Source organism: Streptomyces sp. WAC05374 (assembly GCF_004353505.1).
GTDB lineage: Bacteria > Actinomycetota > Actinomycetes > Streptomycetales > Streptomycetaceae > Streptomyces.
In genome coordinates, this window is the sequence record NZ_SMNQ01000013.1 from 119,564 (window position 1) to 146,029 (window position 26,466).

Below are 26,466 nucleotides of genomic sequence, written 5' to 3' on the forward strand. Positions count from 1 at the left end.
CGCGCGCGGAGCTAGGACGCCCTGAACCTAGGGCCTCTCGTTCGCGGCATCAGCGCGTGCAGGGCCCACTCCAGCGGCCCGCGCCGCAGCGGCGTGGCGCGGAAGACGAACGCCCAGAGCGCACACGCCACGAGCGAGACCCCGCAGAAGGCGCCCAGCGCCGGCCAGCCGTGGTGGGGGTGGAGTTCGGCCCGCGCGAGGACGTGGACGGCGTACACCGACAGCCCCATGGTGCCGACGACGGCCAGCGGACGCAGCAGTGTCTCCAGGGCCCTGGCGCGGCAGGCCGCGACGGCGAGGCCGAGCAGGAGCAGGCTCGCGCCGATGTTGGCGACGGTCTCGAACGGGGTCTGGCTGTAGGGCCCGTCCACCAGCAGCCAGGCCCAGGAGGTGCTGGGGATCGCCCCCGCCTGGCGGGCGAGCACGGCCTGCACCGGGTCGGGGGCGGTCACCGCGTACGCGTGGCTCTCGGCGACGGCCCGCAGCAGCGCCGCACGCCCGCCGCCGGGCCCCAGCGCCAGCGCCGACAGTCCGTGTCCGGCGACCGTGGCGAGCGCGCCCCAGCCGATGAGGCGCCGGGCGGCCCCGCCCCGGCGCAGGTCCACCAGGCGCCCCAGGGCCATGCCGACGACGACGTACGGGAAGTACGTCAGCCACGGGTACGCGCCGGACAGCAGCAGCGTGTCCAGCGCGTCGGTGAAGCCGGACCAGCTCGTCACGGCCTCGAAGCCGGGGTAGCGCCCGCGCCCGGTGACGCGGTAGCCGAAGGCGGGTCCCAGGACGTACGACAGGACGGGGCCCGCGACCACCGACACCGCCGCGACCGCGGTCAGCGCCCGGGTGGACAGCTTGGCGAGCGGCTCGGCGGCCAGGAAGTACAGCGCGAAGAAGGTCAGGATCACGGCGATCCCCGACCGCAGTTCCGTCAGGGCCAGTCCGAGCGCCGCGAGCACCGCGCACCGGACGAGGGTGGAGCGGAACGCGCCGGCCGGGTGCGGGCGGGGCCGGGTGCCGCCGCGCGAGAGCGTCAGGGAGAGCCCCGCGATGAGGGTGAAGACGGCCGGGGCGCGTCCGTCGAGGGCGACCAGCAGGTGTCCCGCACCCTCGGGCCTGGCGGGCGGGCCGATGTGGGCGGCGAACATGGCGAAGACGGCGATGGCACGGGCGACGTCCACGCTGGTGAGCCGGGTCCGGGGCGCCGCGTCGGTCGTGGTGGCCGGCGCCGTGGGTGCCGTGCGTGCCGTGGATGTGTGGGTCACCGTGCTGATCCGCCCCCGGGCTCTTCGTCCTATTGTCGGTTTATTTGTATACGCCTGGGGAGGAGCGTCGGCAGCCGGGGGGGTACCGCCCGTTCCCTCACCCGCCCAGCCCGTGCCCCAGCCCCGGCGCGACCGGCAGGTCCACCAGCCCCGTCCCGGGCGTCCCCGCGAACGGCGCGGGCGCCAGCGGCTCCTGATCCACCAGCAGCGGACCCACCAGGTCCGGTGGCACCGTGGCGTGCGGCAGCGCCGCCGACAGGTGCGCGGCGGCCAGCGTCGCCACCCCCAGCTCCGGCATCGTGCCGACCTTCACCGCGAGCCCCGCCGTCTGGGCCAGCGCCGCGACCTGCCGCGCCCGGTACAGCCCGCCCACCTTCAGCACCTTGATGTTCAGCACGTCGGCGGCACCCCGGCGCACCACCTCCAGCGCGTCGTGAGCCGACTGCACCGACTCGTCCGCCATCACCCGCACCCCGCCCCGCGCCCGCAGCGCCGCCATCCCCTCCAGGTCCCAGCGCGGCAGCGGCTGCTCCACCAGGTCCAGCCCGGCGTCCGCCAGCCTGCCCACCGCACGGGCCGCCTCACCCGGCGCGTATCCCTCGTTCGCGTCCAGCGACAGCTCCACCGACTCCGGCACCGCCTTGCGCACCGCCGCCACCAGCTCCACGTCCAGCGCCGGGTCCTCCCCGCCCTTCAGCTTCACGTGCCGGAACCCGGCCGCCGCGTACCGGGCGGCCTCCTCCGCCATCTCGTCGAGCGTCCCCAGCCCCACCACCCACGTCGTCGGCACCGGCCCGGCCACCCGCCCGCCGCCCAGCAGCAGGTGCACCGGCCACCCGGCCGCACGCGCCGCCAGGTCGTGCAGCGCCAGGTCCAGCGCGGCCTTGGCCAGGTGCTGCCCCCGGATGGCCGCGTCCATCGCGGCATGGGCCCCCGCCAGGTCGCGCGGGTCACGGCCGACCAGCGCCGGCCCGACGTGCTCGGTCACCGCCGCGCACAGCCCGGCGAGGGTCTCGCCGGTGTACGCGGTCATCGGCGACGCCTCACCGAAACCCGACGCCCCGTCGGCCGTCCGGACCTCCACGAGGAGGCTCACGAGTTCGGGACTGGTGCCGCTGCTGATCGCGAACGGGCGGCGGTAGCGGGCACGGACGACACGGGTGTGGAACGAGGCGATCCTCAACGGCCGGCTCCTTCGTCTCCGCCGGCGGCGCTCCCGCCGCGGCGGCTGCCAAGTGGGGGGTTTCGGGCCGGGCCGTAAACACCGGCCCTGGCTCAGAGGTGTACCCGGTAGACGATCGGAGGGCGACCCGTCTGCCCCTCCTGACGGCTGCCGGTCGGTACGGCGACGCCCGCGCGCTCCAGCTTCTTGAGGATGCGGCGGGCCGTGCGCTGCTGCACGGACAGGTGCTCGGCCACCCGGTGGGCGGTGACCCCCGCGCCTCTGTCCTCGGCGGCCAGCTCCCGCAGCCGGCCCAGGGTCTGCGGGTGCAGGCCCACCCGCCGGGCCAGCAGCGCCGGGCTCTCCGGCGGGCCGGCGGGCTCCGCCTCGAGCGACGGGTCGGGAGCGATGACGATGTCGACGTCGTCCGCCATCGACACCACCCCGGCCGCCCCGCCCACCGCACGCGCCCTGCCGACGGCCCGCCGGGCCAGTGCCTCCGCCTCCGCCGCCGTACGCCCCACGCCGAACCCCACGTGCGCCGTGCCGTGCCGGGCGGCCAGCGGCTCGAGGAACGGGATCCGGGTGAACCGCTCCGTCACCGTCTCCAGCACCCCGCGCGTCGTCACCACCAGCCGCCGCCCGTCCGGCAGCTCCGCCAGACTGCCGCCGAGCACACGTATGTCCTCCGTCAGCCGCGCGTCCGCCTCCCCGGCCGCGCCCGGGAGGTCGACGATGCCCAGCGCCACCTGCGCGTCCCCGCTGTGCCGCCCCGCCGTGGCCAGCACCAGCGCCTGAAGGGTCGCCAGTATCGAGTGCCGGGACGGCGCCAGGCGCACCGCGTGGGTGTGCTGCTCCAGCACGTGGAACGCCGAACCGAGGCAGGTGATGGCCACCCGCGTCTTCTTCGCGTCCCGGGCCTCCAGGTGGAAGTCGACGATGTCCTGCGAGGTCAGCCCCGGCCGGTACGGCAGCACCCGCACCCGGTCCGTCGGCAGCTTGGCCTCCGCCATCGTCTCCAGCACCTCGTCACGGCGGAGCGTGTCGATGGACACCCGCGACACGTCGTGCCCGAGCCGCAGCAGCTCCACCAGCGCCCGCAGCAGCGTGGCGCCGTTGTACGGCACGTACATGGCCGGCCGGTCCAGCACGCCCGCCGCCTCGGCCAGCGCGTGCGGCACGACTCCGGTGAACAGCAGCGCGTCCACCCGCGCCCGGGCGCCCACCACCACGTCGGTGGTCTCGTCCTCGTGACGGTACGGCAGCGGCAGCAGCCGGGCCGATCCGGCGCGGTCGCCGACCGCGACGACCTTGTGGACCAGGTCCTCGGGACCTGTCACGCCGACCGTGAGCGGCATGGCCGGTCTCCGTTCTGCCGTGGACTCGCCGGTGCGACTTGCTCGGTGACGCCTGATTGACGGCCGTCGACGGGAGTTCTACTTTCGGCCCAGGCCATAATCGCGTGCTGCCGAGAGGATAATCCCCCGATGCCGCAACGGGAAATGCCGCTGCCCACAGTTCTGGACCCCCGGGGAAGGACGTTCGGCGAGGAGGAACGCGCGGCGGTGCTCCGGGTCCTCGACTCGGCCGTCCTGTGCGGGGCGTTCGGACAGGAGGCCAGGGCGCTGGAGAGCGCGATGGCACGGCTGTACGGGCGTGCCGAGGCCGTCTCGTGCAGCTCCGGCACCGCCGCGCTGCACCTCGCGGTCGCCGCCGCCGGAGTCGGCCCCGGCGACGAGGTCGTCACCACGCCGATCTCCGACTTCGGCACCGTCGCCCCGGTCCTCGCCCAGGGCGGGCGCGTCGTCTTCGCCGATGTGCGCGAGGACGACGGAAACCTCGACCCCGACGCCGTCGAGGCGGTGCTCACCCCGCGCACCAAGGCCGTCATCGCCGTCCACCTCTTCGGCGGCGCCGCCGACACCGCACGGCTGCGCGAGATCTGCGACCGGCACGGGCTGCTGCTCATCGAGGACTGCGCCCAGGCGTGGCTCGGCGAGGACGAGGACGGCCGGCTGCTCGGCACGGTGGGCGACATCGCCTGCTTCAGCCTCCAGCAGTACAAGCACATCACCGCCGGCGACGGCGGCCTGACCGTCACCGACGACCCGGCCCTCGCCGCCCGGATGCGGCTGTTCATGGACAAGGGCTGGGACCGGACCGAGGGCCGCATCCACCGCACCATGGGCCTGAACTACCGGATGACCGAGCTCGTCGCCGCCGTCGCCCGCGTCCAGCTCACCCGGGTCGCCGATGTCGTCGCCCGCCGCCGCGCGAGCGCCGCCCGCCTCGCGCGGGCCGTCGCCGCCCTGCCCGGGGTGACGATGCCCCGGCGGACCACCGGCCACGCCTGGTGGGTCGTCCCGCTGCTCGTCGACGACAACGAACGGTGGGCCAAGGCCCTGGACGGACTCGGCGTCCCCGCCCTGCCCGGCTACCTGGAGCGGCCGCTGTACGCCAATCCGGCACTGTCCGGCCACCCGCCGGGCCTGTGTCCTCGCGCCGAGCGGCTCATCGACCGTACGTTGCTGGTTCTGCCGTGGAACGAGGGCTACAGCGAGGACGACGTGGACCGCATCGCGCGGGCGCTGGGGAAGGTCGCCGCATCATGAGCGAATCACCGCACCGGACGTACGCATGGCTCCGGCCCGCCCCGGAGGAACACATCGGCTGGGACGTGGACGTCCTGTACGGCCCCTGGCCCCGCCACCACCGCGACACCGGCCTCGACGAGGTCCGCGCCCACCTTGGCCGCTCACCCGTCGCGGGCGCCCTCGCCCTGTCCACGCGCGGCCCCCTCTTCGACGACGGGGCCGGCAACGCCGAGACCCTCCGCGACCTCGCCGACTGCCCCGAACTCCTCCCCGTCGGCACCGTCGACGTGCGCGACGCGATGACCGCCGAGGACCGGCTCGACGAACTGGCCGCCGAAGGCGTCCGCTTCCTCAGGCTGTTCACCCTCGAACAGGCGGCCGAGCCCGGCTTCCCCGGCTACCGGCGCGTCGTGAAACTCGCCATCGACCGCGGCATGGTGCTGCTCCACGACGGCGACCCACGCCGCTTCGGACCGCCCCTGATGGAGCGCGGCGCGGACGTCGTCTTCCTCGACCTGCACGCCTACCTGCTCTCCGACTTCCTCCTCATGGCCCGCGACGAACCCGGCTTCAAGGCCACCACCCGCATGCTGTCCGGCCCCGACTCCATCGAACGGGTCATCGACGCCGTCGGCCCGCGCCACCTCGTCTTCGGCTCCCGCACCCCCTTCATGGACATCTCACCGCAGACGCTCAAGCTGCGGTACGCCGACATCTCGCCCGACGACCGCGCCGCCATCGCCACCAAGAACGTCGAGGAGCTGCTCGCCTGATGCCGATCATCGATGTGCACGCCCACGTGGGCCGCTGGCAGTTCCACCTGACGACCGGCGACGCCGACACCAACCTCGCCCAGATGGACCGCTACGGCATCGACCTCCAGATCGTGTCGGCGTCCGAGGCGGTGGTGTACGACGCCGTCGCCGGCAACGCCGCCCTCCGCGAGGCCCTCGAGACCCGCCCGCGGCTCCACGGGTACGCCGTCGTCAACCCCAACCGCATCGAGGAGAGCGCCGCCGACCTCGCCCGCTGCCTGGACACCGGCCGCTTCGTCGGCGCCAAGATCCACACCCACTACCCGGGACGGCTGCCCGGCTGCCGCGAGATGGCCGAGGCCTTCGACGTGGTCGCCGAGGCCGGCGTACCGCTGCTCCTGCACACCTGGGGGCGCGAGGTCACCCTGCTGCCCGAACTCGTCGGGGCCCGGCCCGGACTGCGCGTGATCATGGGCCACGCGGGCGGCGACGCCTGGCGCGAGGCGGCCCACGCCGCGGCCGCCTGCGACCGCCTCTACCTGGAGCACTGCCGCACGGCCACGGACGCGGGCCGCATCGCGTACGCCCGCGAGGCCGGAGTGCCCGTCGAACGGATGCTGTTCGGCACCGACGCGACACTCATCGACCCCTGCGTGTCCCTCGGCGTGATCCGGGACGCGCGGTTCACGGAGGAAGAGCTGGAACGAGTGCTGTGGCGCAACGCGGCGGAGCTGTTCGGCCTGAAGGTCGGCACCGCACTGCCGCCGGTCGTGTGAGGCGAGCCGAACCACCACCGGAACAGGAGAGGGACGCATGGAACGCAGGCGACTGCTCAACGCCGGAGCCGGGTTCAGCCTGGCGGCAGTGGCGGGACAGACCATCACCCCGGGCGCGGCGCACGCCGCCACGACACCCGCGGCCACCACCGCACCGGCGGACGGCGGGACCACCACGGCCGGGCACCGCTGCTCCGGCACCCCGGTGTCCACCTTCGGCACCGCCTCCCTGACGGCGGCCATCGTCGGCACCACGGTCCTCGGCGACCACGCCTACGTCGTCGCCCGCGGCCAGAACCCCACCCTCGTCGGCGAGATCGACCTGACGACGAGAAGACTCGGCCGGACCTTCCGGCTCGACCGCGGCGACGGCGGCTGGGCCGCCACCGTCTCCGGCGGCCAGGTGTACATCGGGACCTACCCCTTCCCCGACATCCACCGCATCGACCCCACCACCGGCACCGTCACCCGCATCGGCACCATCGGCCCGGCCGGCGGCTTCGTCTGGTGCCTCACCACCGCCCCCGACGGCACGGTGTACGCGGGCACCAGCCCGCGCGGCGAGGTGTGGGAGTACAAGCCCCAGACCGGCACGCTGCGCAACCTCGGCGGAGCCATGGCCGGCGAACAGTACGTCCGCGCCATCGCCGCCGACGACCGGTACGTCTACGCCGGCACCCTGCCGCGCGGCTTCATCGTCGCGTACGACCGGACCACCGGCGTCAAACGGAGCATCACCCCCACCCCGTACGGCGGCGCGTCCGCCCTCCTCGCACGCGGCGGCCGGGTCTACGGTTCCTTCGGCAGGTCCATCGTCGACCTGGCCCCCGACGGCAGTGACGCCAAGGTCATCCCCATCCCCGCCCCCGAGCGCATCGCCGACGCCATGACCGTCACCGCCGACGGCACCCTCTACTGCGTCGGCCGCCCCAGTGGCACCGTCTACCGGCGCGACGGCGACACCCTCGTCAAGGTCGCCGCCCCCGCCACCGGCGATGAACACCGCGCCCTCGTCCCCCTCCCCGACGGCAAGATGCTCGGCGCCGTGGGCAGCGGCCGGCTGTGGTGGCTCGACCTGCCGACCGGGAAGGCCGAGATCACCGAGCTGATCGACATCGGCCTGTCCGGCCCCGACCCCGTCCAGTCCATCGCGTACGAGTCCGGCGGCACCGTCCACGTCGGCGGCCACTACTCCCTGACCACCCACCGGCCCGCCCACGGAACGTCCCAGCGGATCAGGATCCCCGGAGAGCCCAAGACGCTCCGGGCGATCGGCGGCAAGGTGTACGCGGCGATGTACCCCAGCACCGAGTTCCTGGAGATCGACCCCCGCCGCGGCAAGGTCCGCTCCATGGGCTTCATCGAGAACGAGCAGCAACGCCCCACCGACATGGCGTACGTGCCCGAGGCCGACCTCCTGCTGGTGGCCAGCGCGCCCCCGGCCGGCGGCCTCAAGGGCGCCCTCACCCTCGTGGAGCGCTCACGCGGCAGGCTCACCGTCCACAAGGACGTCATCACCGACCAGAGCGTGATGTCCGTCGCCGTCGACGACCGGATCGGCCACCGCACCGCGTACCTCGCCGGCGACACCTGGGGCGGCGGCAGCGTCACCCCGACCCGGCCCAACGCCACCATCGTCGCCTACGACCTGCGCCGCCGCACCGTCCTGTGGGAGGCCACCCCCGTCCCCGGCAACGCCAGCCTCCAGCACATCGAAGTGCACCGGGGCATCCTCTACGGCGTCTACAAACGGCAGTCGGGCAACTGGTTCGCCATGGACCTCGAGACCCGGACCGTCCTCAGGACCGGCAAGCTCCCCAGCTACGGCGAGATCAGCGTCCACTTCGGCCAGGTCTACGCCTCGGTGTTCGGCGGCTCCGTCTACCGGCTCGGGCCCCTCGGAACCGGGGACGACGAGGCCGAGCTCGTCCTCGGCGGCCTCGGCGACGGCTGGTACAACCCGCCGCAACTGGCCTGGGAACGCGCCACCTGGCACGCCTGGGGCGTCGCCACCCGCGCCCTCGCCCGCCTGCGGCTCGACCCCCTGTGCCCCTCGGGCACCCCCTCCCAGATCACCGCCCAGTACGAGGCCGTCCTCAAGGGCCTGCTCGCCAACTGACGGACAAGTGGCGTGCCCCGGCGAGCACCCGCCGGGGCACACCCTTCAGGCGTCCTCCTTGGCCAGCGCCTCCAGGCACTCGACGACCGCCCGCCGCTCCGACGCCGGCAGCTCCGGCCCGAACGGGTCGTGCGCGGCCTCCTCCGGAACCAGGCCCTCCCACACCGCCGCCCACAGCATCCGCTGCACATAACCCTCGATGGGCGCGAGGAACGTCGCCTCCGCGAACCGGTCCAGCCGCGCCGAGGCCCGTACGAACCGCCCGTGATCGCCCGCCCGCCACGCCTCCAGGACCGCCACCGTCAGCGGCACCCGGGCCGCCGCGATCCCCACCAGCGCCGCATCCGCGCCCCACATCAGCGACGGCCCGAACATCCGGTCCTCACCGGTGATGACGAGCCGGCCGCTCCGCCGCGCCACCCGGATGGCGTCCTGGCAGGCCATCGCCCGGTCCAGTGTGGCCAGCTTGATGCCCACCGCCGACGGCAGCCCCAGCAGCCGCTCCACCAGCCCCGGCGGATACGGATACCCGCCCGCCTCCCCGTGCAGGAAGAACCCCACCACCGGCAGACCGCTCGCCGCGGCCACCCGCTCGTGCAGCGCCACCGCCGCGCCGTCGTCCCCGTCCAACTGCGCCAGCGGATACACCATCACCGCGTCCGCGCCGCCCTCCGCGGCCGCAACCGCCATCGCCACCGTCGCGTCGACCGCCTCGTTCAGGCCCACCGCCCCGGCCGCACGCGGCACCCCGACCCCCGCCACCACCGGCGCGCCGACGGCCTCCCGCCACACCGCCAGGACCCGGCGCCGGTCCTCCTCCGACAGGTACAGCCCGCGCCCCGTATGGGCCCACACCGCCACCCCGCCGATCCGCTCCGCCGCGATCCGCTCCGCATACCCGCGCAGCGCCCCGAAGTCCACAACCCCGGCCGCGTCCATCGGGGTTGCCACAGCCGGCAGGACGGTCCCGCGCAACCGCCGTACCAGGGCCTCAGAAGCCGACATGGGCGTGCTCCCGTCTGTCGCGGTCGTCGCCGACACGCTAGCCTTTACGGTCCGGACCGTAAAGGAAGTCCTCAGTCCGAAACGGAAGGGCGCTCCCATGCGACTCGGCCTGTACGTCAACCTCTACGCCGACCGGGCCGACCGGCCGCGCCTCGCCGACGCCGTCGAACAGGTGCGCCTCGCCGAACAGGCCGGATTCTCCTGGGCCGTCCTCGGCGAACGGCACCTGCACCGGCCCGGCTACCACGAGGCGCTCACCTCACTGGCGTACCTCGCCGCCCACACCGACCGGATCGGCCTGGCGACCGCCGGCCTCATCGCGCCCGTCCACCACCCCGTGGCGCTGGCCGAGACGCTCGCCCACATCGACGTCCTCTCCGGCGGCCGGCTCACCGCCGGATTCGTCCTCGGCTACCGCCCCGAGGAGTTCGCGCTCTACGGCACCCGGCCCCAGGAACGCGTGTCGCGCTTCGAGGAGTGCCTGGAGCTGCTCACCCGGCTGTGGACCGAGGACAAGGTCACCCACCAGGGCCGCCGGTACCGGGTTCAGGACGCCTTCCTCTCACCCCGGCCCGTCCAGCGGCCCCGGCCCCTGATCTGGAACGGCGGCCGCGTCCCCGCCGCCCTGGAGCGCACCGCCTGGTCGTGCGACGGCTGGACGACCTCGTTCAACGAGACGGACGAGGAACTGCCCAAGAAGATCGCCCTCTACCGCTCCTGCCCGCGCGGCCCGCGCTCGCTGGGCGCCGAGGTCATCGTCTGCCGCGAGGGGTACGCCGCCCGCACGAGCGCCGAGGCCCGCACCGCCCTCGAGGGCCCGCTGCGCGGGCTGTACGACGCCTACGGCGACTGGAAGCGCACCTCCGCCGACGCCGCCCGCTACGCCCAGCCCTGGGAGGACATCGCCGCCCGCTCGGTCATCGGTTCGACCGCCCAGTGCGCCGAACGGATCGCCCGCTACGAGGAGATGGGCGCCGACGGGATCGTCCTGCGCGTCCAGCCGCCCGGCATGCCCCAGGCGGACGCGCTGCGGGCGATCGAGGCGTTCGGCGCGCTCACCGCGTGACGCGTCGCCGCCGCACCGCCCGGGCGGCGTCGGCGACGTACGCCATCGCCGCCTCACCCGCCATCAGCATCGGCTGCCGCACCCACACCACGCCCTCCTCCGCCGCCTCCGCGACCGGGCACGGCGCCGCGGAGCCCACGTACGGCACACGGCTCAGCGAGCGGTAACCGGACTCCAGCGGCACCCCCTCGGCGGCCATCGCGGCCAGGAACTCCGCCTTGGGACGGCCCCCGAAGGCCCCCGGGTCGTACCGCAGCATCGCCAGGTGCCAGGTGTGGCGCGTCGTCCCGGGCGGCGCGGGCACCAGGTCCAGGCCCGGTACGCCGTCCAGGGCCCCGGCGAGCGCGTCGGCGGCGCGCGCACGGCGGTCGATCCAGTCGTCGAGCCGGTCGAGCTGCGGGCCCAGCAGCGCCGCCTGGAACTCGGTCATCCGCAGGTTCCAGCCCAGCCCCGGGTGGTCGTACCAGCCGCCGCCGGGGCTGCGGCCCACGTTGTGCAGCGACCACACCCGCTCGTACAGCGCCCGGTCACCGGTCACCACGATGCCGCCCTCCCCGGCGGTCATCGCCTTGCCGGACTGGAAGCTGAAGCAGGCCACGTCCCCGAGCGAGCCCGCCGGCCGGCCGTGCCGCGCCGCCCCGTGGGCCTGCGCCGCGTCCTCCACCACCGGCAGCCCGAGGGACCGCAGCGCATCCACGTCGGCGGGCGCCCCGCCCAGGTGCACCGCCATCACCGCCCGGGTCCGCGGCCCGATCACCGCCCGCACGGCCGCCGGGTCCAGGTGCAGCGTGTCCTCCGTGACATCGGCGGCGACCGGGACCGCACCGGCCAGCACCACGGCCGTCGCACTCGCCACGAACGTGTACGCCGGCACCACCACCTCGTCGCCCGGACCGGCACCGAGCGCGCGCAGCGCCAGGAACAGCGCGACCGTGCCGTTGACGGTGCACACCCCGTGGGCGGCACCGCAGCGCCGCGCGAACGCCGTCGCGAACTCCTCGGTCACCGTGCCGCCGGTGGCCCCCCACCGGCCGCTGTCCAGGACCCGCAGCAGGGCGCGCCGCTGCTCCTCGGTCGGGGGCGGCGGCCAGGAGGGCCACAGGGGACGGCTCACCCGGCGGCCTTGAGCAGCCGGTCCATCGTGCCGTGCAGGACCTGCTCCCGGTCCGTGTCGGGGAGGCCGGCGAGCAGCACCCGGCCCAGCCCGGTCCGCAGGTCCAGGAAGACGGCGTCCGAGCCGAACGCCACCCGGTCCGCCCCGATCCCGGCGACCATCCGGCGGAGGTGGCGTGCCGTCATCCGGGACCCGCACGTCTCCAGCACCAGGTCGGGGCAGCGCTCGGCGGCCTCCATGGCGGGGCCCAGGCCCTGCGGGAACAGCCCCGCGTGGCCCATCAGCAGCGGCACGCCGGGGTGACGGGGTGAGACGGCCGCGAAGTGGCGGGCGTCGGACCAGGGGCTGCCGTGCTGGCTGTGCGCGAGGACGGGCCGCCGGTGTCCGGCCGCCGCCTCGAACGCGGGCGTGTACGCCCGGTCGTCGAGCGCCGTCTCGTGGACCTCGGGGTGGAGCTTGACGCCGATGACGCCGGGCACGGCCAGCAGGTCCCGCAGCCGCTCGGGTGCCTCCGGGTCGTGCGGCTGGTACACGGCCCAGCCGAGCAGCCGGCCGGGGTGGGCGCCAAGGGCCTCGAGCAGCAGGGCGTTGCCGGCGCGGGCGTCGGGCCCCACCGCCAGCAGGTGCGACACGCACGCGGTGGCGACACCGCAGCGGTCCATCATGTCCACCAGGCTCTGTGCCGAACCGTCCGGGATGGCGAACGCCGGCCACCGCCCGATGTGGCCGTGCGCGTCGATGACGTCCATGGCCCGGCTCACGGCTCACCGCCCAGCAGCCGCAGCGCGTTGCCGCCCGCGACGAGCGCCGCGTCCCGCGCCGGCAGGTCCAGGATGTCCAGCAGGTACCGGGGCCCGGCGTCGTCCGTGTCCGGTGCGCCCGTCCCGAACAGCACCCGGTGGGCGCCGTACCGCCCGGCGATCCACTCCACCTGGCGGTGGCCGCAGAGCGTGGAGGTGTCGACGTACAGCCAGGGGTGGGTCTCCAGCAGCTCGGCGAGGTCGCGCAGGGCGCGGTAACCGGTGCCGGTGAGGACCGTGCGCGGGGCGGGCCCGGTGGCGGCCAGTCCGTGCACCTCGGCGGCGGTCACCTCGTCCCACGCCAGCAGCACGGCCGTCCCGGCCGCCGCCAGCGCGGTGAGCAGTGCGCGGGCGTGCGGCCCGGTCGGGGACCAGCCGTGCAGCCGGGGGCACAGGCGCACCAGCGGGGCGGCGCCGTCCCACGGGCCGGTGCCGAGCGGGCCGGGCACGAGGACGGGCACGGGACGCAGCCGGCGGTCGGCGATGAGGTCCAGCCGTTCGTTCCCGTCGCGCGGGTCGCCGTGGACGGCGTACGTGTGGCTCACGCAGGCCGTGTCGATGCGCAGCCGGTCCAGCTCGCCGAGGAGGCCGGTCTCGTCGCGGCTGGGGACGTCGTCGTGGGGGAGGGGGCCGAGGGCGCGATTGATGTCGATGACCGTGGTCATGACTTGAGGCCGCTGGTGGCGATGGAGTCGGTGAGGTACCGCTGGAGGAGGCCGAAGACCAGCAGGCACGGGATCACGGTGATGGTGGCCCCGGCCATGATCTGGTTGATCGTCACGTTCTCGCCCTCGAGGGTGGCGAGCCCGACCGTGAGCGTCCGCATGGCCTCCGACTGGCCGATGACGAGCGGCCACAGGAAGTCGTTCCAGTGCCAGAGGAAGACGAAGACGCCGAGCGTCGCGAGCACCGGCCGGATCAGGGGCAGCACGACGGTGGTGAAGACCCGCCACTCCGACGCCCCGTCGATCTTCGCCGCCTCGAACAGCTCGTCGGGGAGCTGCACGATGAACTGGCGCATCAGGAACACTGCCTGCGAATTGGCGAGGGTGGGCACGATCAGTCCCCAGTACGTGTCCACGCCCCCCATCTCGGAGACGAGGATGTAGTACGGGATGAGGGTCGCCTGGAACGGCACCATGAGGGTCGCCAGGAACGACCAGAACAGCACCTCGCGCCCCGGGAAGCGCTTCTTGGCGAACGCGTACCCGGCCATCGACGCGAACAGCAGGATGAGCAGCACCGACACCAGTGAGTAGATCAGCGAGTTCAGCGCCCAGCGGGTGATGTCGGCGCTCTGGAGTACCTCGGTGAAGTTGTGCAGCGTGGCACGGGTGACGTCGAACGCGCCCGGCAGGGTGCGGCCGCCGGGCGGCGCGAACGCCACCAGCACCATGACGACGAAGGGGGTGACGGTCACGAACGCGACCAGGACCAGCAGGACCGGCAGCCTCAGCCGCGCCATCAGTCCTCCTCCCTTCCGATGAGCCGGCGCTGAATCAGCGAGAAGACGAGGACGACCAGGAAGAGGACCAGGCCCACCGCGCTCGCGTAACCGAAGTCGAAGAACTTGAAGCCCGCGTCGTACAGGAAGTACACGAGGGAGTAGCTGGCCCGTACGGGGCCGCCGGCGGTCATCACGTACATCGCGTCGAAGACCTGGAACGCCTGGATGGCCTCGATGACGAGCACGAAGAACAGCACCGGCCGGAGCAGGGGGAGCGTCACCCAGCGGAAGCGCTGCCAGGCGCCCGCGCCGTCGATGGTGGCCGCCTCGGCGACCTCGCGCGGGATGGACTGGAGCCCGGCCAGGAGGATGAGCATCGAGTAGCCGAAGCCCTTCCAGGCGGAGGCGGCGGCGATGGAGGGCAGGACCAGGGACTCGTCGCCGAGGAAGTCGACGGGGCCGGTGCCGAGGGCACCGAGGGCCGCGTTGAGCAGCCCGTCCTCCACCTCGTAGATCCATTTCCAGATGACGGCGGCCAGCACGATGCTGGTCACGTAGGGGAGGAAGAACAGGCCCCGGAAGAACCCGCGCAGCCAGAGCGTGCGGTGCAGCAGCACGGCCGTGCCGAGCGCGAGCAGGACGGTCATCGGCACGTACAGCGCGGTGTAGACCGCGGTGACGCCGAGGCTCTCCCAGAACAGGTCGTCCTGGAGGAGCCGGGTGTAGTTGGCGGCGCCGATGAAGTCCCACTCGCCGCTGAGCCGGTAGTCGGTGAGGGACAGGAACGCGGCCCCGAGGGTCGGCCCGAACCGGAAGACGAGGAACAGCGCCAGCATCGGTGCCACGAACGCCAGCCCGACCCACGCCTCCCGCCGCCGCGCGGGGCCGGGCCGCCGCCCCGGCCCCGCCGGCGGCCCGCCCGTCCGCGTGCCGGTGGTGACCGGCCCGGGCGGCACGCCGGCGGACGGCACGCCGCCCGGTGCCGGGGCGCCCGGGGACGTGCCGTGTCCGGTGGCGTGCGGCGGTCCGGGCGCGGCGGGCTCGGAGGGCTCCGGCTCGTCGGGGGACGCCTCGCGGGGCTCTACTTTGCTCAACGCTGCCGCGCCAGCAGGTCGTCGCCCTCCTTGGCCGCTGCCTCCAGCGCCTGCTCGGGTGTCTTCTTGCCGGTGAGCGCCGCCTGGATCTCCGGCGTGATGAGCGCCATGAGCTGGCGGGCGGCCGGGTGCGGCTCACCGGGGAAGGTATGGGCCAGGGCCGCCTCGTACTGCTTGGCGAAGGGACCCTCGTGGGGGACGGTCACGTCCGTGCGCGGGGAGAAGAACCCGCCCGCCTTGCCCATGGACGCGATCTGCGCGGGCTCGGTCATGAAGCCGACGAACTTCTCCGCGCCGTCCAGGTTCTTCGTCCTGGCGTTGATGCCGAGGCCGCCCGGCATGCCGAAGCAGACCTGTTTCCTGGGCCCGGCGAGGGCGGGGCCGACGATCGCGTTGCCCTTCCCCCAGGTCTGCTCGGCGAGGGCGGCGTCGGAGGGCGTGTTGGTGTACCCCATCGCCACCTGCTCCTTGCCGAGCGCCTGGTCGGTGAAGAGGTTGGCGTTGGTGAGCGCGGACCGGGGCACGGCGCCGCCCTTGTAGAGGTCGACGAGGAAGGTGAGCGCCTCGACCCCCTCGGGGCTGTTGAACGCGGTCTTCTTGCCGCTCTCGTCGAACACCCGGCCGCCCGCCTGCCACAGCAGCGGGTAGAAGCTCATGTTCAGCGAGGCCTCGTTGCTCGCCGAGTAGTCGAGGGTGGCGACCCCGGCCTGCTTGAGTCTGGGCGCGGCGGCCCGCAGCGCGTCCCAGGTGGCGGGCGGTTCCTTTATCCCCGCCTTGTCCAGCAGCTTCTTGTTGTAGAGCGTGCTGGTGACGGTGTGGTAGATCGGCGCCGCGTAGACCTTGCCGTCCTGCGTCATGGCGTCGAGGGCGGCCGGCCGGAACGCGGCCCGGGACTTCTCGATGGCCCGGTCGACGGGCTGGACCGCGCCGTTCGCCTGGTACTGGGGGATCTGGTCGGGGCCCAGCAGCACCACGTCGGGACCCTTGCCGCTGCCGAAGGCGGTGGCCAGCTTCTGGTCGCGGTTCTCCCAGGGCAGTTGCTCGATGGTGAGGTCGAGGTCCTTGTGGGCGGCCTCGAAGCCCTTCTCGATGCCGTCCCAGTAGGCGGTATTGGCCTTCGGATCCATGATCACCGGGTACATCCAGACGGTGACCTTGTTCGACCCCGAGCCGCTGTCACCGCTGTTGCACCCGGCCGCGGTGAGCGCGGTGAGGGTGAGGAGTGCGAGAGGAACGGTGGCGCGCTTGAACCCTGTCTTCATGCTGGGCCTCCGGAAGGCCTGTCAAAACCTGGACAGTTTCGGCCTGGGCCGAAAGTACTTGTGCTGTTTTGCACTGTCAATGCTGCGCGGCCGTGCCGTCCGCAGCCACCCGGCAGGCCACCGCGATGGCCCTGGAGCCGGCCCCCCACTCGTTCGGACGACACGTCAGCCGACCGGTGGGACAAGCGGACGGACGGACCGTCAGAGCGGGCCGGCGACCACCGCCGGAGCGTGGACGCGACCGGGCGCCGGTGTCCGGTTCGGCACCACCCCGTGTCGCAGTTGGGCCGAACGGGTGAGGCGGGCGAGGATAGGCGTATGAGTAGGTACGAGAGGTACGACGTCACCGACGAACAGTGGGAGGGCCTGGCGCAGGTCGTCCCGCTGCGGGGGCGCAACGAGTGGCCGTCCAGGGTCGACCACAGCACGATCCCGCAGGACTACGAGGCCGCCGAACAGCGCCGCATGGTCGTCCTGCGGGTCCAGGTCTTCGCCGACGCGCGTGAGGTCGCCGAATACCTCATCGCGCAGGTCCCGGTGCTGCTGGACCTCACCGCCGCCGACACGGACGTCGCCAAGCGCATCCTCGACTTCGCCAGCGGCGTCGTCTTCGGCCTCGGCAGCGGGATGCACCGCGTCGACCGGAACGTCTTCCTGCTGGCCCCGGCCGGCACGGAGGTCGAGGGCGCCGCCGCAGCGGCGGTTCCGCATTCCTAGGCGGTTCCCTCGTTCGTAGGAAGGCTGTTCGGCCGGAACGGTTCAGCATCTGGGGCCCCTCATACGGTCCGAGCATGCCTGCAACCCGCCCCGCGCCCTCCTCGCCGCCCTCCGCCGCGCCGCCCCGCCCCACCGTCACGGAACTCCGGCTGTCCGCCTACAAGTCGCACCGTGGCGCCGCCTTCCGGCTCGCGCCGGTGACGCTCTTCGCCGGGGCGAGCGGCACCGGCAAATCCAGTGCGTTAGAGGCGTACGAAGCGCTCGCGATGCTCGGGGCGGGCGCCCCGCTCGCCGGTGCCTTCCCCGACCCGGTCGGATGCGTGCCCGAGCGTGCGGAGGCCGACGCGGAGGGGCGGCGGGGCTTCCGGATCGGCTGCACCGTGGACGGCCCGGCCGGACCCGTCCGCCTGGACCTCGCTGTCCAGGCCGAGCCGGAGCTGCGGGTCGTGGGCGAGCGGCTGACGGGCGGCGACGGGCGGACGCTGCTCACCACGGCACTGCGCGACCCGGGCCGCCGCACCGTGCAGGCCGAATGGCACACCGCCGGGTCGGTACCGGTCACCCGGGCACCGCTCCCGGGCGACCGGCTCGGTACGGCGCTGCTGCCGCTGCGGGTGGCGGGCAAGACGGAGGGGCAGCGCCGGGTGCTCGCCGCCGCCGAGCAGGTCGTCGTGGCGCTCCGGTCGGTCTTCCCCTGCGACCCGCAGCCGCAGCGGATGCGCGGCCCCGTGCCGGCGGGCGACGGACGGCTGCGGCGCGGCTGCGACAACCTCGCGGAGGTGCTCCACCGCACGCGCACCGGCTGCCCGCGCAGGCACGCCCGGCTGGCCGCGGTCGCCCGGGCGGGCTGCGCCGGACCGGTGCGCGACCTGGGCGTCGAGGAACTGGCCGACGGAACGGTACGGGCGGTGCTGGGCCGTGGCACGGAGGGCGGCGCGCCGGCGGGAACGCCCGTCGGACGGCTCGGCGAGGGCGAACTGCGCTACCTGGCGCTCGCACTGGTGCTGCTCACCGGGCCGGGCGTGCTGGCCATGGACCCGGCGGCGGAGGTGCCCCACGCCATGCAGACCCTCACCGTGCTCGCCGACGGCTTCGACCGCGCCCTGGACCGGCGCCAGACCCGCGAACTGGCGGGGCTGGCCGCGCAGATCTGCGCCGAGGGACACATCAGGCTGGTCGGGACGGTCGGCGAGGCGGGGGCGAGGGCCGCCCGCGGGCGCGCCGGGGTGACGGTGGTAGACCTGAACCCGTGACGGAACTGGATGTGCAGGGATTGCAGCGCAGGCTCGCCGAGTTCGCGGCCTCGCGGGAGTGGCAGCCGTACCACACGCCGAAGAACCTGGCGGCGGCGCTGAGCGTCGAGGCGGCCGAACTGCTGGAGATCTTCCAGTGGTTGACGCCCGAGGAGGCCGACCGGGTGATGGAGGACCCCGGGACGGCGCACCGGGTGGCGGACGAGGTGGCCGACGTGCTCGCCTACCTGCTCCAGTTCTGCACGGTCCTGGGCGTCGATCCGCTGGTCGCGCTCGCCGCCAAGATCGACCGCAACGAGCTGCGGTTCCCCGTCGGACGGCCGCCGGGACGGTCCGCGAGGGCGGCACGGCAACCGGATCGTCACTCTACGGAGTGATCAACTTAAGCACGCTGAGCTTCCTGTCCACAGATTTCCGAATTCCCCTGGCTTTTGGGTCCGTTCGCCTTCACTCTGGGTAGTGAGTATATGGGCGGACAGTCGTACGAACGGGGGCGGCGTACATGGAAGCGGAGCGGCTCATCGCGACCGGCCGGCGCGCCCTGGCGGACAGCCGGGTGGCCTGGGACATCGTGGCGGAAGCCTGGCAGGCGCAGATGCTCGCCCAGGCGATCGGCAGCCACCTGGCACAGACCGGTCCGCCGGAGCTGAGGGGCGAGGCGCGCAGCCTGAGCGAGACGGGCAGCAGGGGCGGGGCACTGCCGGACCATCCGGCGCGGGCGCTGCGCCTCACGGCGGTAGCCGACGTGCGGGTGGCGTTACTGGGCCTGGGCGCGCTGCTGGGCGAGGTGGGGATCGCACTCGTCGGTGTCGCCTGCGCCACCGACGAGGAGGGCTTGTACTGGCAGTGCATCGAAGCGATCGACGCCGCCGACGAGGCCGGCGACCGGGTCCGCGTGATGCTCCGCCGCCTCGCGGTCCGCGAGCGCGCCAGACCCCCCGACCCGGCCGACTCGTCGGCGACCTCCCCCTGATCCGGTCGGAGCCACGGCGATACGACGACACGGAGACACATCGACACGGAAGCGCTGAACCATCACACGCCCGGCCCGGCGGGAGCCGGTGACCCGGCGGAGTCCGGCCCGGCGGCGGGTGGACCGGACTCCGGTGGGCTCACGCGGTGATCGGGTCCGTGCCGGCGCCGGTGCCGGCACCGGCGTCCGTGGCGGGAGGGGTGCGGGGGGCGGAGTCGGGGGACGGGAGGCGGTCGGCCGAGGACTGGAGGTCGGCGTCGAGCTGGGACAGGTCGGCGGTCAGCGCCGCCATCAACTCCTCCATCTGCTCCAGCAGACCCTTCGGCTGCTCCGGCGCGGCCTGTTCGGGCACGGCTTCCTGGGACATGGCGGCCTCCTCGGCCCAGGCCCTCCCCGACGGGGGAGGGCGGCAAGAGAGAACGACGCACCGACATCCGCCGCCGGCGCGCGGGCCGGGCGGTCCGGCTCCGCCCGAGCCAACGATGGGTACCGGCCGGGGGTCACTGGCCGGGGCGGGCGGGGCGCGCCGGGATGATGATGTTCACCCGGCAGGGAGAGGGAGGTTGACGGTCGTTCGACGGTGCGCGATGGAGCAGGATGGAGGCATGGATCTTCGAATCTTCACGGAGCCCCAGCAGGGGGCCGGTTACGACACGCTGCTCACCGTCGCGAAGGCCACCGAGGACCTCGGGTTCGACGCCTTCTTCCGCTCCGACCACTACCTGCACATGGGATCGGTCGACGGGCTGCCCGGCCCGACGGACGCCTGGATCACCCTCGCCGGGCTCGCCCGGGAGACCGAGCGCATCCGCCTCGGCACGCTGATGACCGCGGGGACGTTCCGGCTGCCGGGCGTGCTGGCCATCCAGGTGGCACAGGTCGACCGGATGTCCGGCGGCCGGGTCGAGCTGGGGCTCGGCGCGGGCTGGTTCGAGGAGGAGCACAAGGCGTACGGCATCCCGTTCCCCAAGGAGCGGTTCGCCCGGCTGGAGGAGCAGCTCGCCATCGTCACGGGCCTGTGGGGCACCGAGACCGGCGGGACGTTCTCGTACGACGGGACGTACTACCAGCTCACCGACTCGCCCGCGCTGCCCAAGCCCGCCCAGGACAAGGTGCCCGTCCTGATCGGCGGGCACGGGGCGAAGCGCACGCCCCGACTGGCCGCGCGGTACGCCGACGAGTTCAACATCCCGTTCGCCTCCCTGGAGGACACCGAGCGGCAGTTCGGCCGGGTGCGGGCCGCCGCCGAGGAGGCCGGGCGCGGCGCCGACGACCTCGTGTACTCCAACGCGCTGGTGGTCTGCGTGGGCAAGGACGACAGCGAGGTGGCCCGGCGGGCCGAGGCCATCGGGCGGGACGTGGCGGAGCTGAGGGCGAACGGCCTCGCCGGTTCGCCCGCCGAGGTCGTCGACAAGATCGGCGCCTACGAGGCGCTCGGCTCCTCCAGGATCTACCTCCAGATCCTCGACCTGCACGACCTCGACCACCTGGAGCTGATCTCCTCCCAGGTCATGTCCCAGTTGGCCTGAGCCGCGCGGCCACGGAAAACCCGTGGTCGGCGCGGCGCGCACCCGGCGATACTCGGACGTGTGTTCCTGACGATCAGTACGACCGGTACCCCCGAGCGCCCCGCCACCGACCTCGGCTTCCTGCTGCACAAGCATCCGGACAAGGCGCAGGCGTTCTCCACCTCGCACGGCACGGCGCACGTCTTCTACCCAGAGGCGTCCCCCGAGCGCTGCACCGCCGCGCTGCTGCTCGAGGTGGACCCCGTCGCGCTGGTGCGGCGCAGCCGGGGCAAGGGCCGGGGCGGCGCGCCGGACTCGGCACTCGCCCAGTACGTCAACGACCGGCCGTACGCGGCCTCGTCGCTGCTGGCGGTCGCGATGGGCACGGTGTTCCGCAGCGCGCTGCGCGGCGTGTGCGCCGCGCGGCCCGGCCTGGCGGACCGGCCGCTGCCGCTGCGGATCGAGATCCCGGCCCTTCCGGCGCGCGGCGGTGCCGACCTGGTGCGCGCGCTGTTCGGCCCGCTGGGCTGGACGTCGGTCGACGCCGAGCCGGTGGCGCTGGACGAGCGGTTCCCCGGGTGGGGCGACTCGCGGTACGTACGGCTGGTGCTGGAGGGCGAGCTGCGGCTGGCCGACGCCCTGCGCCACCTGTACGTCCTGCTGCCGGTCCTCGACGACGCCAAGCACTACTGGGTGACGACCGACGAGGTCGACAAGCTGCTGCGGGCCGGCGAGGGCTGGCTGGCCGACCACCCGGAGCACAAGCTCATCACGAGCCGCTACCTCTCGCGCCGCTGGGGGCTCACCCGGCAGGCGATGGAGCGCCTCGAACTGGTCCGGCTCGCCGAGGCCGACGACCTGGACGTCGAGGACGTCGACAACGCCGTCGACGACACGACCGACACGGAAGACCGGCCCGTGCCGCTCGCCGAGCAGCGGCGCGAGGCGATCCTGCGGGCGCTGCACGCGGCGGGGGCGGGCACGGTGCTCGACCTGGGCTGTGGGCAGGGCCAGCTCGTGCAGGCGCTGCTCCAGGACGTCCGGTTCACCCGCGTCGTGGGCGTCGACGTGTCCGTACGGGCGCTGACCGTCGCCGCGCGACGGCTGCGCCTGGAGCGCATGGGCGAGCGGCAGGCGGCGCGCGTGAAGCTGATCCAGGGCTCGCTCGCGTACACCGACAAGCGGCTCCAGGGCTATGACGCGGCCGTGCTCAGCGAGGTCGTCGAGCACCTCGACCTGCCGCGGCTGCCCGCCCTGGAGTACGCGGTGTTCGGCTCGGCGCGGCCCGCGACGGTGATCGTGACGACGCCGAACGTCGAGTACAACGTCCGCTGGGAGACGCTGCCCGCCGGACACGTGCGCCACGGAGACCACCGGTTCGAGTGGACGCGTGAGGAGTTCCGCGACTGGGCGCGCGGCGTGGGGGAGCGGCACGGGTACGGCGTCGAGTTCGTGCCCGTGGGGCCGGACGACCCGGAGGTGGGGCCGCCCACGCAGATGGCCGTGTTCGCCAGAGTGGCGACCGCGAGGCAGGAGAAGGCCGCATGACCGAGACCACCGCCGTACCGGCCCGCCGACTGCTGCCGGTCACCGACCTGTCCCTCGTCGTGCTCATCGGCGCCACCGGCTCCGGCAAGTCGACCTTCGCGCGCAAGCACTTCAAGCCCACCGAGGTCATCTCCTCGGACTTCTGCCGCGGGCTGGTCGCCGACGACGAGAACGACCAGAGCGCGAGCGGCGACGCCTTCGACGTCCTGCACTACATCGCCGGCAAGCGCCTGGCCGCCGGCCGTCTCACGGTCGTCGACGCGACCAGCGTCCAGCGGGAGAGCCGCCGGCAGCTCGTGGCGCTCGCCCGCGAGCACGACGTCCTGCCCATCGCGATCGTCCTGGACATGCCCGAGGAGGTGTGCGCCGAGCGCAACGCGGCGCGCCCCGACCGCGCGGGCCTGCCCCGCCACGTCATCCAGCGCCACCGCCGCGAGCTGCGCCGCTCGCTGCGCGGCCTGGAGCGCGAGGGCTTCCGCAAGGTGCACGTCCTGAAGAGCGTCGAGGAGGCGGAGGCCGCCGAAGTCGTCCTGGAGAAGCGGTACAACGACCTCCGGGACCTCACCGGCCCCTTCGACATCATCGGTGACGTCCACGGGTGCAGCTCCGAGCTGGAGACCCTGCTGACCAGGCTCGGCTACGAGGACGGTGCGCACCCCGAGGGGCGTACGGCGGTCTTCGTCGGCGACCTGGTCGACCGGGGCCCGGACAGCCCCGGCGTCCTGCGCCGCGTCATGGGCATGGTCGCGTCCGGCAACGCGCTGTGCGTGCCCGGCAACCACGAGAACAAGCTGGGGCGGTGGCTCAAGGGCCGCAACGTCCAGCGGACGCACGGGCTCGCCGAGACGATCGCGCAGCTCGAGGGGGAGAGCCAGGAGTTCCGCGACCAGGTGCGGCGGTTCATCGACGGGCTCGTCAGCCACTACGTCCTCGACGGGGGCCGGCTCGTGGTCTGCCACGCCGGGCTGCCGGAGAAGTACCACGGCCGCACCTCGGGGCGGGTGCGCTCGCACGCCCTGTACGGGGACACGACCGGCGAGACCGACGAGTTCGGCCTGCCGGTGCGCTACCCGTGGGCGGAGGAGTACCGGGGCCGCGCCGCGGTGGTGTACGGCCACACGCCCGTGCCCACCACCTCATGGATCAACAACACCATCTGCCTCGACACCGGGGTGGTGTTCGGCGGGAGGATGACCGCGCTGCGCTGGCCGGAGCGCGAACTGGTCGACGTACCGGCCGAGAAGGTCTGGTACGAGCCGGTCAGGCCGCTGGCGACCGAGGCGCCCGGCGGGCACCAGGGCCGGCCGCTGGACCTGGCGGACGTGCACGGGCGGCGGGTCGTGGAGACCCGGTACGCCGGCAACGTCGGCGTACGCGAGGAGAACGCGGCCGCCGCGCTGGAGGTCATGAGCCGGTTCGCGGTGGACCCGCGGCTGCTGGCGTACCTGCCGCCGACGATGGCCCCGACGCCCACGTCGAGGGCCGAGGGCTACCTGGAGCACCCGGCCGAGGCGTTCGCGCAGTACCGGTCCGACGGCGTCGGGCGGGTGGTGTGCGAGGAGAAGCACATGGGTTCGCGGGCGGTGGCGCTGGTGTGCCGGGACGCGGACGCGGCACGGGAGCGGTTCGGGGTCCGGGGCCCGACGGGCGCGCTGCACACCCGGACCGGGCGGCCGTTCTTCGCCGACGAGGCCATGACGGAGCAGGTCCTGGACCGGCTGCGCACGGCCGTCGGCGCCGCCGGGCTGTGGGAGGAGCTCGGCACGGACTGGCTGCTGCTGGACGGTGAGCTGATGCCGTGGTCGCTCAAGGCGTCCTCGCTGCTGCGCTCGCAGTACGCGGCGGTCGGCGCCGCCTCGGGCGCGGTCCTCCCCGGCGCGGTGGCCGCGCTGGAGGCGGCGGCCGGGCGGGGCGTGGACGTCGCCGGCCTGCTGGGCAAGCAGCGGGAGCGGGCGGCGGACGCGGCGGCGTTCATCGCGGCGTACCGGCGCTACTGCTGGGACACCGAGGGGCTGGACGGGGTGCGGTTCGCGCCGTTCCAGATCCTCGCCGGGCAGGGGCGTTTCCTCGCGGGCGTCCCGCACGACGAGCAGCTCGCGTGGCTGGACCGACTGGTGGAGCACGACCCGACCGGTCTGCTCCAGGTCACGCGCCGGCTGGTCGTCGACACCGGGGACGAGGCGTCGGTGCGCGCGGGCACCGACTGGTGGCTGGAGATGACCGGCGCGGGCGGCGAGGGCATGGTCGTCAAGCCGCTCGAGGCGCTGGTGCGCGACCGCGCGGGCCGGCTGGTGCAGCCGGGTGTCAAGGTGCGGGGCCGGGAGTACCTGCGGATCATCTACGGTCCCGAGTACACCCGCCCGGAGAACCTGGTCCGGCTGCGGGAGCGGCACCTCGGCCACAAGCGGTCGCTCGCCCTGCGCGAGTACGCCCTCGGCCTGGAGGGGCTGGCCCGCCTGGCCGGCGGCGAACCGCTCTGGCGCGTCCACGAGGCGGTCTTCGCCGTCCTGGCCCTGGAGTCGGAACCGGTCGACCCCCGCCTCTGACGCCCGCCCCTGACGCCCCGGCCGTCCGGGAGGCCCGTCCGCGCCGCCTCGCCCGCCCGTCCGCTCCCGGCCCGTTGTTCCGGCCCCGGGCGGGCGGGTCGTGGGCGCTTTCCCGGCGGAACTTGGGTGAAGTGGGGTTCGCGCGGTGAGGATGGAGGCATGGGATTCCATGTCGATTCCGAGACCGGGCGGCTCCGCCGCGTCATCCTGCACCGGCCGGACCTGGAACTGAAGCGGCTGACACCCAGCAACAAGGACGCGCTGCTCTTCGACGACGTGCTGTGGGTGCGGCGGGCGCGGCAGGAGCACGACGGGTTCGCCGACGTGCTGCGCGACCGGGGCGTGGAGGTGCACCTCGTCGGGGACCTGCTGCGCGAGGCGCTGGAGGTCCCGGCGGCGAGGGACCTCGTCCTGGACCGGGTCTTCGACGAGAAGGAGTACGGTCCGCTCGCCACGGACCACATAAGAGCGGTCTTCGACGGCATGGAGACCGGCGCGCTCGTCGAGGCGCTGATCGGGGGGATGACGAAACGTGACTTCCTGGCCGGGCACGCCGAGCCGACGTCCGTCCGCTTCCATGTGATGGACCTGGACGACTTCCTGCTGCCGCCGCTGCCGAACCACCTCTTCACCCGCGACACCTCGGCCTGGATCTACGACGGCGTCTCCATCAACGCGATGCGCTGGCCGGCCCGGCGGCGCGAGACCGTGCACTTCGAGGCGATCTACAAGCACCACCCGCTGTTCACCGGCCCCGGCGCGGCCCCCTTCCACCACTGGTCGGAGGGGCAGGACGACTACCCCTCCACCATCGAGGGCGGCGACGTCCTGGTCATCGGCAACGGCGCGGTGCTGATCGGGATGAGCGAGCGCACCACTCCGCAGGCGGTGGAGATGCTGGCGCGCGGGATGTTCGCGGCCGGCTCCGCCCGGACGATCGTGGCGCTGGACATGCCGAAGAGCAGGGCGTTCATGCACCTGGACACGGTCATGACGATGGTCGCGCACGACACGTTCACCCAGTACGCGGGGCTCGGCATGCTCCGCTCGTACACCATCGAGCCGGGTGACGGGCACCGGGCGCTGAAGGTCACCGACCACCCGCCCCAGCACATGCACAGCGCGATCGCCGCGGCGCTGGACCTGCCCGCGATCCGGGTGCTGACCGCCACGCAGGACGTGCACGCGGCGGAGCGCGAGCAGTGGGACGACGGGTGCAACGTCCTGGCGGTGGAGCCGGGTGTCGTCGTGGCGTACGAGCGCAACGTCACCACCAACACGCACCTGCGCAAGGAGGGCATCGAGGTGATCGAGATCCCCGGGAGCGAGCTGGGCCGGGGCAGGGGCGGACCGCGCTGCATGAGCTGCCCGGTCGAACGGGACGCCGACCCCGGCTGAGCCCCCGGAAGGCCCACCCGACTGTATAGAAATGTGGACCCTCGTATAGACTTCCATGGTCCCGTCTTCG

24 protein-coding genes are annotated in these 26,466 nt (G+C 73.6%); 13 read left to right on the forward strand and 11 right to left on the reverse strand.

Annotation, left to right across the window (positions count from 1 at the left end):
* Nucleotides 1-11: 11 nt before the first annotated feature.
* The 3 genes from E2B92_RS23190 to E2B92_RS23200 form a co-directional block, all read right to left on the reverse strand.
* Nucleotides 12-1,259, reverse strand: coding sequence for a heparan-alpha-glucosaminide N-acetyltransferase domain-containing protein (locus tag E2B92_RS23190; RefSeq protein WP_126886370.1), 1,248 nt, complete (start codon nt 1,257-1,259; stop codon nt 12-14).
* Between the two features lie 97 nt (nt 1,260-1,356).
* Nucleotides 1,357-2,442 (reverse strand): mandelate racemase/muconate lactonizing enzyme family protein, encoded by a 1,086-nt coding sequence (locus E2B92_RS23195; protein WP_126886367.1) that lies wholly within the window; start codon nt 2,440-2,442, stop codon nt 1,357-1,359.
* Nucleotides 2,443-2,534: 92 nt separating this feature from the next.
* The gene (locus E2B92_RS23200; protein WP_126886365.1) at nt 2,535-3,779 is read right to left on the reverse strand and encodes a hypothetical protein; all 1,245 of its coding nucleotides are present in this window, start codon (nt 3,777-3,779) and stop codon (nt 2,535-2,537) included.
* Nucleotides 3,780-3,908: 129 nt separating this feature from the next.
* Here E2B92_RS23200 and E2B92_RS23205 point away from each other — a divergent pair, with 129 nt between their 5' ends.
* The 4 genes from E2B92_RS23205 to E2B92_RS23220 are packed head-to-tail and all read left to right on the forward strand — an operon-like array spanning nt 3,909 to nt 8,665.
* Entirely contained in the window at nt 3,909-5,033 is a 1,125-nt protein-coding gene (locus E2B92_RS23205; RefSeq protein ID WP_235023939.1) for a DegT/DnrJ/EryC1/StrS family aminotransferase, read from the forward strand.
* Nucleotides 5,030-5,788, forward strand: coding sequence for a hypothetical protein (locus E2B92_RS23210; RefSeq protein ID WP_126886363.1), 759 nt, complete (start codon nt 5,030-5,032; stop codon nt 5,786-5,788). Before E2B92_RS23205 ends, E2B92_RS23210 begins: the two co-directional genes overlap by 4 nt.
* The gene (locus tag E2B92_RS23215; RefSeq protein ID WP_126886361.1) at nt 5,788-6,546 is read left to right on the forward strand and encodes an amidohydrolase family protein; all 759 of its coding nucleotides are present in this window, start codon (nt 5,788-5,790) and stop codon (nt 6,544-6,546) included. Before E2B92_RS23210 ends, E2B92_RS23215 begins: the two co-directional genes overlap by 1 nt.
* A 37-nt stretch (nt 6,547-6,583) precedes the next feature.
* Entirely contained in the window at nt 6,584-8,665 is a 2,082-nt protein-coding gene (locus E2B92_RS23220; RefSeq protein WP_133087670.1) for a PQQ-binding-like beta-propeller repeat protein, read from the forward strand.
* A 45-nt stretch (nt 8,666-8,710) separates the two neighbouring features.
* On the opposite strand, the gene E2B92_RS23225 is transcribed toward E2B92_RS23220, so the two are convergent.
* Nucleotides 8,711-9,670 carry a dihydrodipicolinate synthase family protein gene (locus E2B92_RS23225; protein WP_133087671.1) on the reverse strand — a complete coding sequence of 320 codons (960 nt, stop codon included), beginning with the start codon at nt 9,668-9,670 and terminating at the stop codon, nt 8,711-8,713.
* Between the two features lie 97 nt (nt 9,671-9,767).
* Between E2B92_RS23225 and E2B92_RS23230 the strand changes: the two genes are divergently transcribed.
* A complete protein-coding gene (locus E2B92_RS23230) occupies nt 9,768-10,736 on the forward strand; it encodes an LLM class flavin-dependent oxidoreductase (RefSeq protein ID WP_126889002.1) in 969 nt (322 codons plus the stop codon).
* Here E2B92_RS23230 and E2B92_RS23235 read toward each other — a convergent pair.
* From E2B92_RS23235 to E2B92_RS23260, 6 genes are read right to left on the reverse strand one after another with little or no spacing between them, the layout of a single operon-like run.
* Complete coding sequence (locus E2B92_RS23235; RefSeq protein ID WP_126889003.1) at nt 10,726-11,850, reverse strand: DegT/DnrJ/EryC1/StrS family aminotransferase; 1,125 nt, start codon at nt 11,848-11,850, stop codon at nt 10,726-10,728. The two genes, E2B92_RS23230 and E2B92_RS23235, sit on opposite strands and share 11 nt — an antisense overlap.
* Nucleotides 11,847-12,599, reverse strand: a complete 753-nt coding sequence (locus E2B92_RS23240; RefSeq protein ID WP_126889004.1) for an amidohydrolase family protein — start codon at nt 12,597-12,599, stop codon at nt 11,847-11,849. Before E2B92_RS23240 ends, E2B92_RS23235 begins: the two co-directional genes overlap by 4 nt.
* A gap of 8 nt (nt 12,600-12,607) precedes the next feature.
* Nucleotides 12,608-13,315, reverse strand: coding sequence for a hypothetical protein (locus E2B92_RS23245; protein WP_126889005.1), 708 nt, complete (start codon nt 13,313-13,315; stop codon nt 12,608-12,610).
* Complete coding sequence (locus tag E2B92_RS23250) at nt 13,312-14,115, reverse strand: carbohydrate ABC transporter permease (protein WP_126889006.1); 804 nt, start codon at nt 14,113-14,115, stop codon at nt 13,312-13,314. Before E2B92_RS23250 ends, E2B92_RS23245 begins: the two co-directional genes overlap by 4 nt.
* Complete coding sequence (locus E2B92_RS23255; RefSeq protein WP_399432240.1) at nt 14,115-15,191, reverse strand: carbohydrate ABC transporter permease; 1,077 nt, start codon at nt 15,189-15,191, stop codon at nt 14,115-14,117. The genes E2B92_RS23250 and E2B92_RS23255 overlap by 1 nt, the downstream gene beginning before the upstream one ends.
* Nucleotides 15,188-16,453: an ABC transporter substrate-binding protein gene (locus tag E2B92_RS23260; RefSeq protein WP_126889007.1), complete on the reverse strand. Its 1,266-nt coding sequence runs from the start codon at nt 16,451-16,453 to the stop codon at nt 15,188-15,190. Before E2B92_RS23260 ends, E2B92_RS23255 begins: the two co-directional genes overlap by 4 nt.
* 318 nt (nt 16,454-16,771) lie before the next feature.
* Between E2B92_RS23260 and E2B92_RS23265 the strand changes: the two genes are divergently transcribed.
* The 4 genes from E2B92_RS23265 to E2B92_RS23280 all read left to right on the forward strand — a co-directional run bounded on the left by E2B92_RS23265 (nt 16,772) and on the right by E2B92_RS23280 (nt 19,396).
* A complete protein-coding gene (locus E2B92_RS23265) occupies nt 16,772-17,170 on the forward strand; it encodes a cell division protein SepF (protein ID WP_126889008.1) in 399 nt (132 codons plus the stop codon).
* A gap of 74 nt (nt 17,171-17,244) precedes the next feature.
* On the forward strand, nt 17,245-18,423 hold the full coding sequence (locus E2B92_RS23270; protein WP_133087672.1) for an AAA family ATPase: 1,179 nt from the start codon (nt 17,245-17,247) through the stop codon (nt 18,421-18,423).
* A complete protein-coding gene (locus E2B92_RS23275) occupies nt 18,420-18,800 on the forward strand; it encodes a nucleotide pyrophosphohydrolase (protein ID WP_126889555.1) in 381 nt (126 codons plus the stop codon). Before E2B92_RS23270 ends, E2B92_RS23275 begins: the two co-directional genes overlap by 4 nt.
* A gap of 125 nt (nt 18,801-18,925) precedes the next feature.
* Nucleotides 18,926-19,396, forward strand: a complete 471-nt coding sequence (locus E2B92_RS23280; protein WP_185923819.1) for a DUF6099 family protein — start codon at nt 18,926-18,928, stop codon at nt 19,394-19,396.
* A gap of 139 nt (nt 19,397-19,535) precedes the next feature.
* On the opposite strand, the gene E2B92_RS23285 is transcribed toward E2B92_RS23280, so the two are convergent.
* Nucleotides 19,536-19,763, reverse strand: coding sequence for a hypothetical protein (locus E2B92_RS23285; RefSeq protein ID WP_133087673.1), 228 nt, complete (start codon nt 19,761-19,763; stop codon nt 19,536-19,538).
* A 238-nt stretch (nt 19,764-20,001) separates the two neighbouring features.
* On the opposite strand from E2B92_RS23285, the gene E2B92_RS23290 reads away from it, so the two are divergent.
* The 4 genes from E2B92_RS23290 (at nt 20,002) to E2B92_RS23305 (ending at nt 26,396) form a co-directional block, all read left to right on the forward strand.
* On the forward strand, nt 20,002-20,925 hold the full coding sequence (locus E2B92_RS23290; RefSeq protein ID WP_126889026.1) for an LLM class F420-dependent oxidoreductase: 924 nt from the start codon (nt 20,002-20,004) through the stop codon (nt 20,923-20,925).
* A gap of 60 nt (nt 20,926-20,985) precedes the next feature.
* The gene (locus tag E2B92_RS23295) at nt 20,986-22,452 is read left to right on the forward strand and encodes a 3' terminal RNA ribose 2'-O-methyltransferase Hen1 (RefSeq protein WP_126889025.1); all 1,467 of its coding nucleotides are present in this window, start codon (nt 20,986-20,988) and stop codon (nt 22,450-22,452) included.
* Entirely contained in the window at nt 22,449-24,998 is a 2,550-nt protein-coding gene (locus tag E2B92_RS23300; RefSeq protein ID WP_126889024.1) for a polynucleotide kinase-phosphatase, read from the forward strand. Before E2B92_RS23295 ends, E2B92_RS23300 begins: the two co-directional genes overlap by 4 nt.
* Nucleotides 24,999-25,157: 159 nt before the next feature.
* On the forward strand, nt 25,158-26,396 hold the full coding sequence (locus E2B92_RS23305) for an arginine deiminase (RefSeq protein ID WP_126889023.1): 1,239 nt from the start codon (nt 25,158-25,160) through the stop codon (nt 26,394-26,396).
* Nucleotides 26,397-26,466: the final 70 nt, after the last annotated feature.

Coding starts and splice junctions, on each gene's coding strand:
- E2B92_RS23200 (WP_126886365.1), bottom strand. CDS start 3,779: ATGCCGCTCACGGTCGGCGTGACAGGTCCCGAGGACCTGGTCCACAAG.
- E2B92_RS23205 (WP_235023939.1), top strand. CDS start 3,909: ATGCCGCAACGGGAAATGCCGCTGCCCACAGTTCTGGACCCCCGGGGA.
- E2B92_RS23210 (WP_126886363.1), top strand. CDS start 5,030: ATGAGCGAATCACCGCACCGGACGTACGCATGGCTCCGGCCCGCCCCG.
- E2B92_RS23215 (WP_126886361.1), top strand. CDS start 5,788: ATGCCGATCATCGATGTGCACGCCCACGTGGGCCGCTGGCAGTTCCAC.
- E2B92_RS23220 (WP_133087670.1), top strand. CDS start 6,584: ATGGAACGCAGGCGACTGCTCAACGCCGGAGCCGGGTTCAGCCTGGCG.
- E2B92_RS23225 (WP_133087671.1), bottom strand. CDS start 9,670: ATGTCGGCTTCTGAGGCCCTGGTACGGCGGTTGCGCGGGACCGTCCTG.
- E2B92_RS23230 (WP_126889002.1), top strand. CDS start 9,768: ATGCGACTCGGCCTGTACGTCAACCTCTACGCCGACCGGGCCGACCGG.
- E2B92_RS23240 (WP_126889004.1), bottom strand. CDS start 12,599: ATGGACGTCATCGACGCGCACGGCCACATCGGGCGGTGGCCGGCGTTC.
- E2B92_RS23245 (WP_126889005.1), bottom strand. CDS start 13,315: ATGACCACGGTCATCGACATCAATCGCGCCCTCGGCCCCCTCCCCCAC.
- E2B92_RS23250 (WP_126889006.1), bottom strand. CDS start 14,115: ATGGCGCGGCTGAGGCTGCCGGTCCTGCTGGTCCTGGTCGCGTTCGTG.
- E2B92_RS23260 (WP_126889007.1), bottom strand. CDS start 16,453: ATGAAGACAGGGTTCAAGCGCGCCACCGTTCCTCTCGCACTCCTCACC.
- E2B92_RS23265 (WP_126889008.1), top strand. CDS start 16,772: ATGAGTAGGTACGAGAGGTACGACGTCACCGACGAACAGTGGGAGGGC.
- E2B92_RS23270 (WP_133087672.1), top strand. CDS start 17,245: ATGCCTGCAACCCGCCCCGCGCCCTCCTCGCCGCCCTCCGCCGCGCCG.
- E2B92_RS23280 (WP_185923819.1), top strand. CDS start 18,926: ATGGAAGCGGAGCGGCTCATCGCGACCGGCCGGCGCGCCCTGGCGGAC.
- E2B92_RS23285 (WP_133087673.1), bottom strand. CDS start 19,763: ATGTCCCAGGAAGCCGTGCCCGAACAGGCCGCGCCGGAGCAGCCGAAG.
- E2B92_RS23290 (WP_126889026.1), top strand. CDS start 20,002: ATGGATCTTCGAATCTTCACGGAGCCCCAGCAGGGGGCCGGTTACGAC.
- E2B92_RS23300 (WP_126889024.1), top strand. CDS start 22,449: ATGACCGAGACCACCGCCGTACCGGCCCGCCGACTGCTGCCGGTCACC.
- E2B92_RS23305 (WP_126889023.1), top strand. CDS start 25,158: ATGGGATTCCATGTCGATTCCGAGACCGGGCGGCTCCGCCGCGTCATC.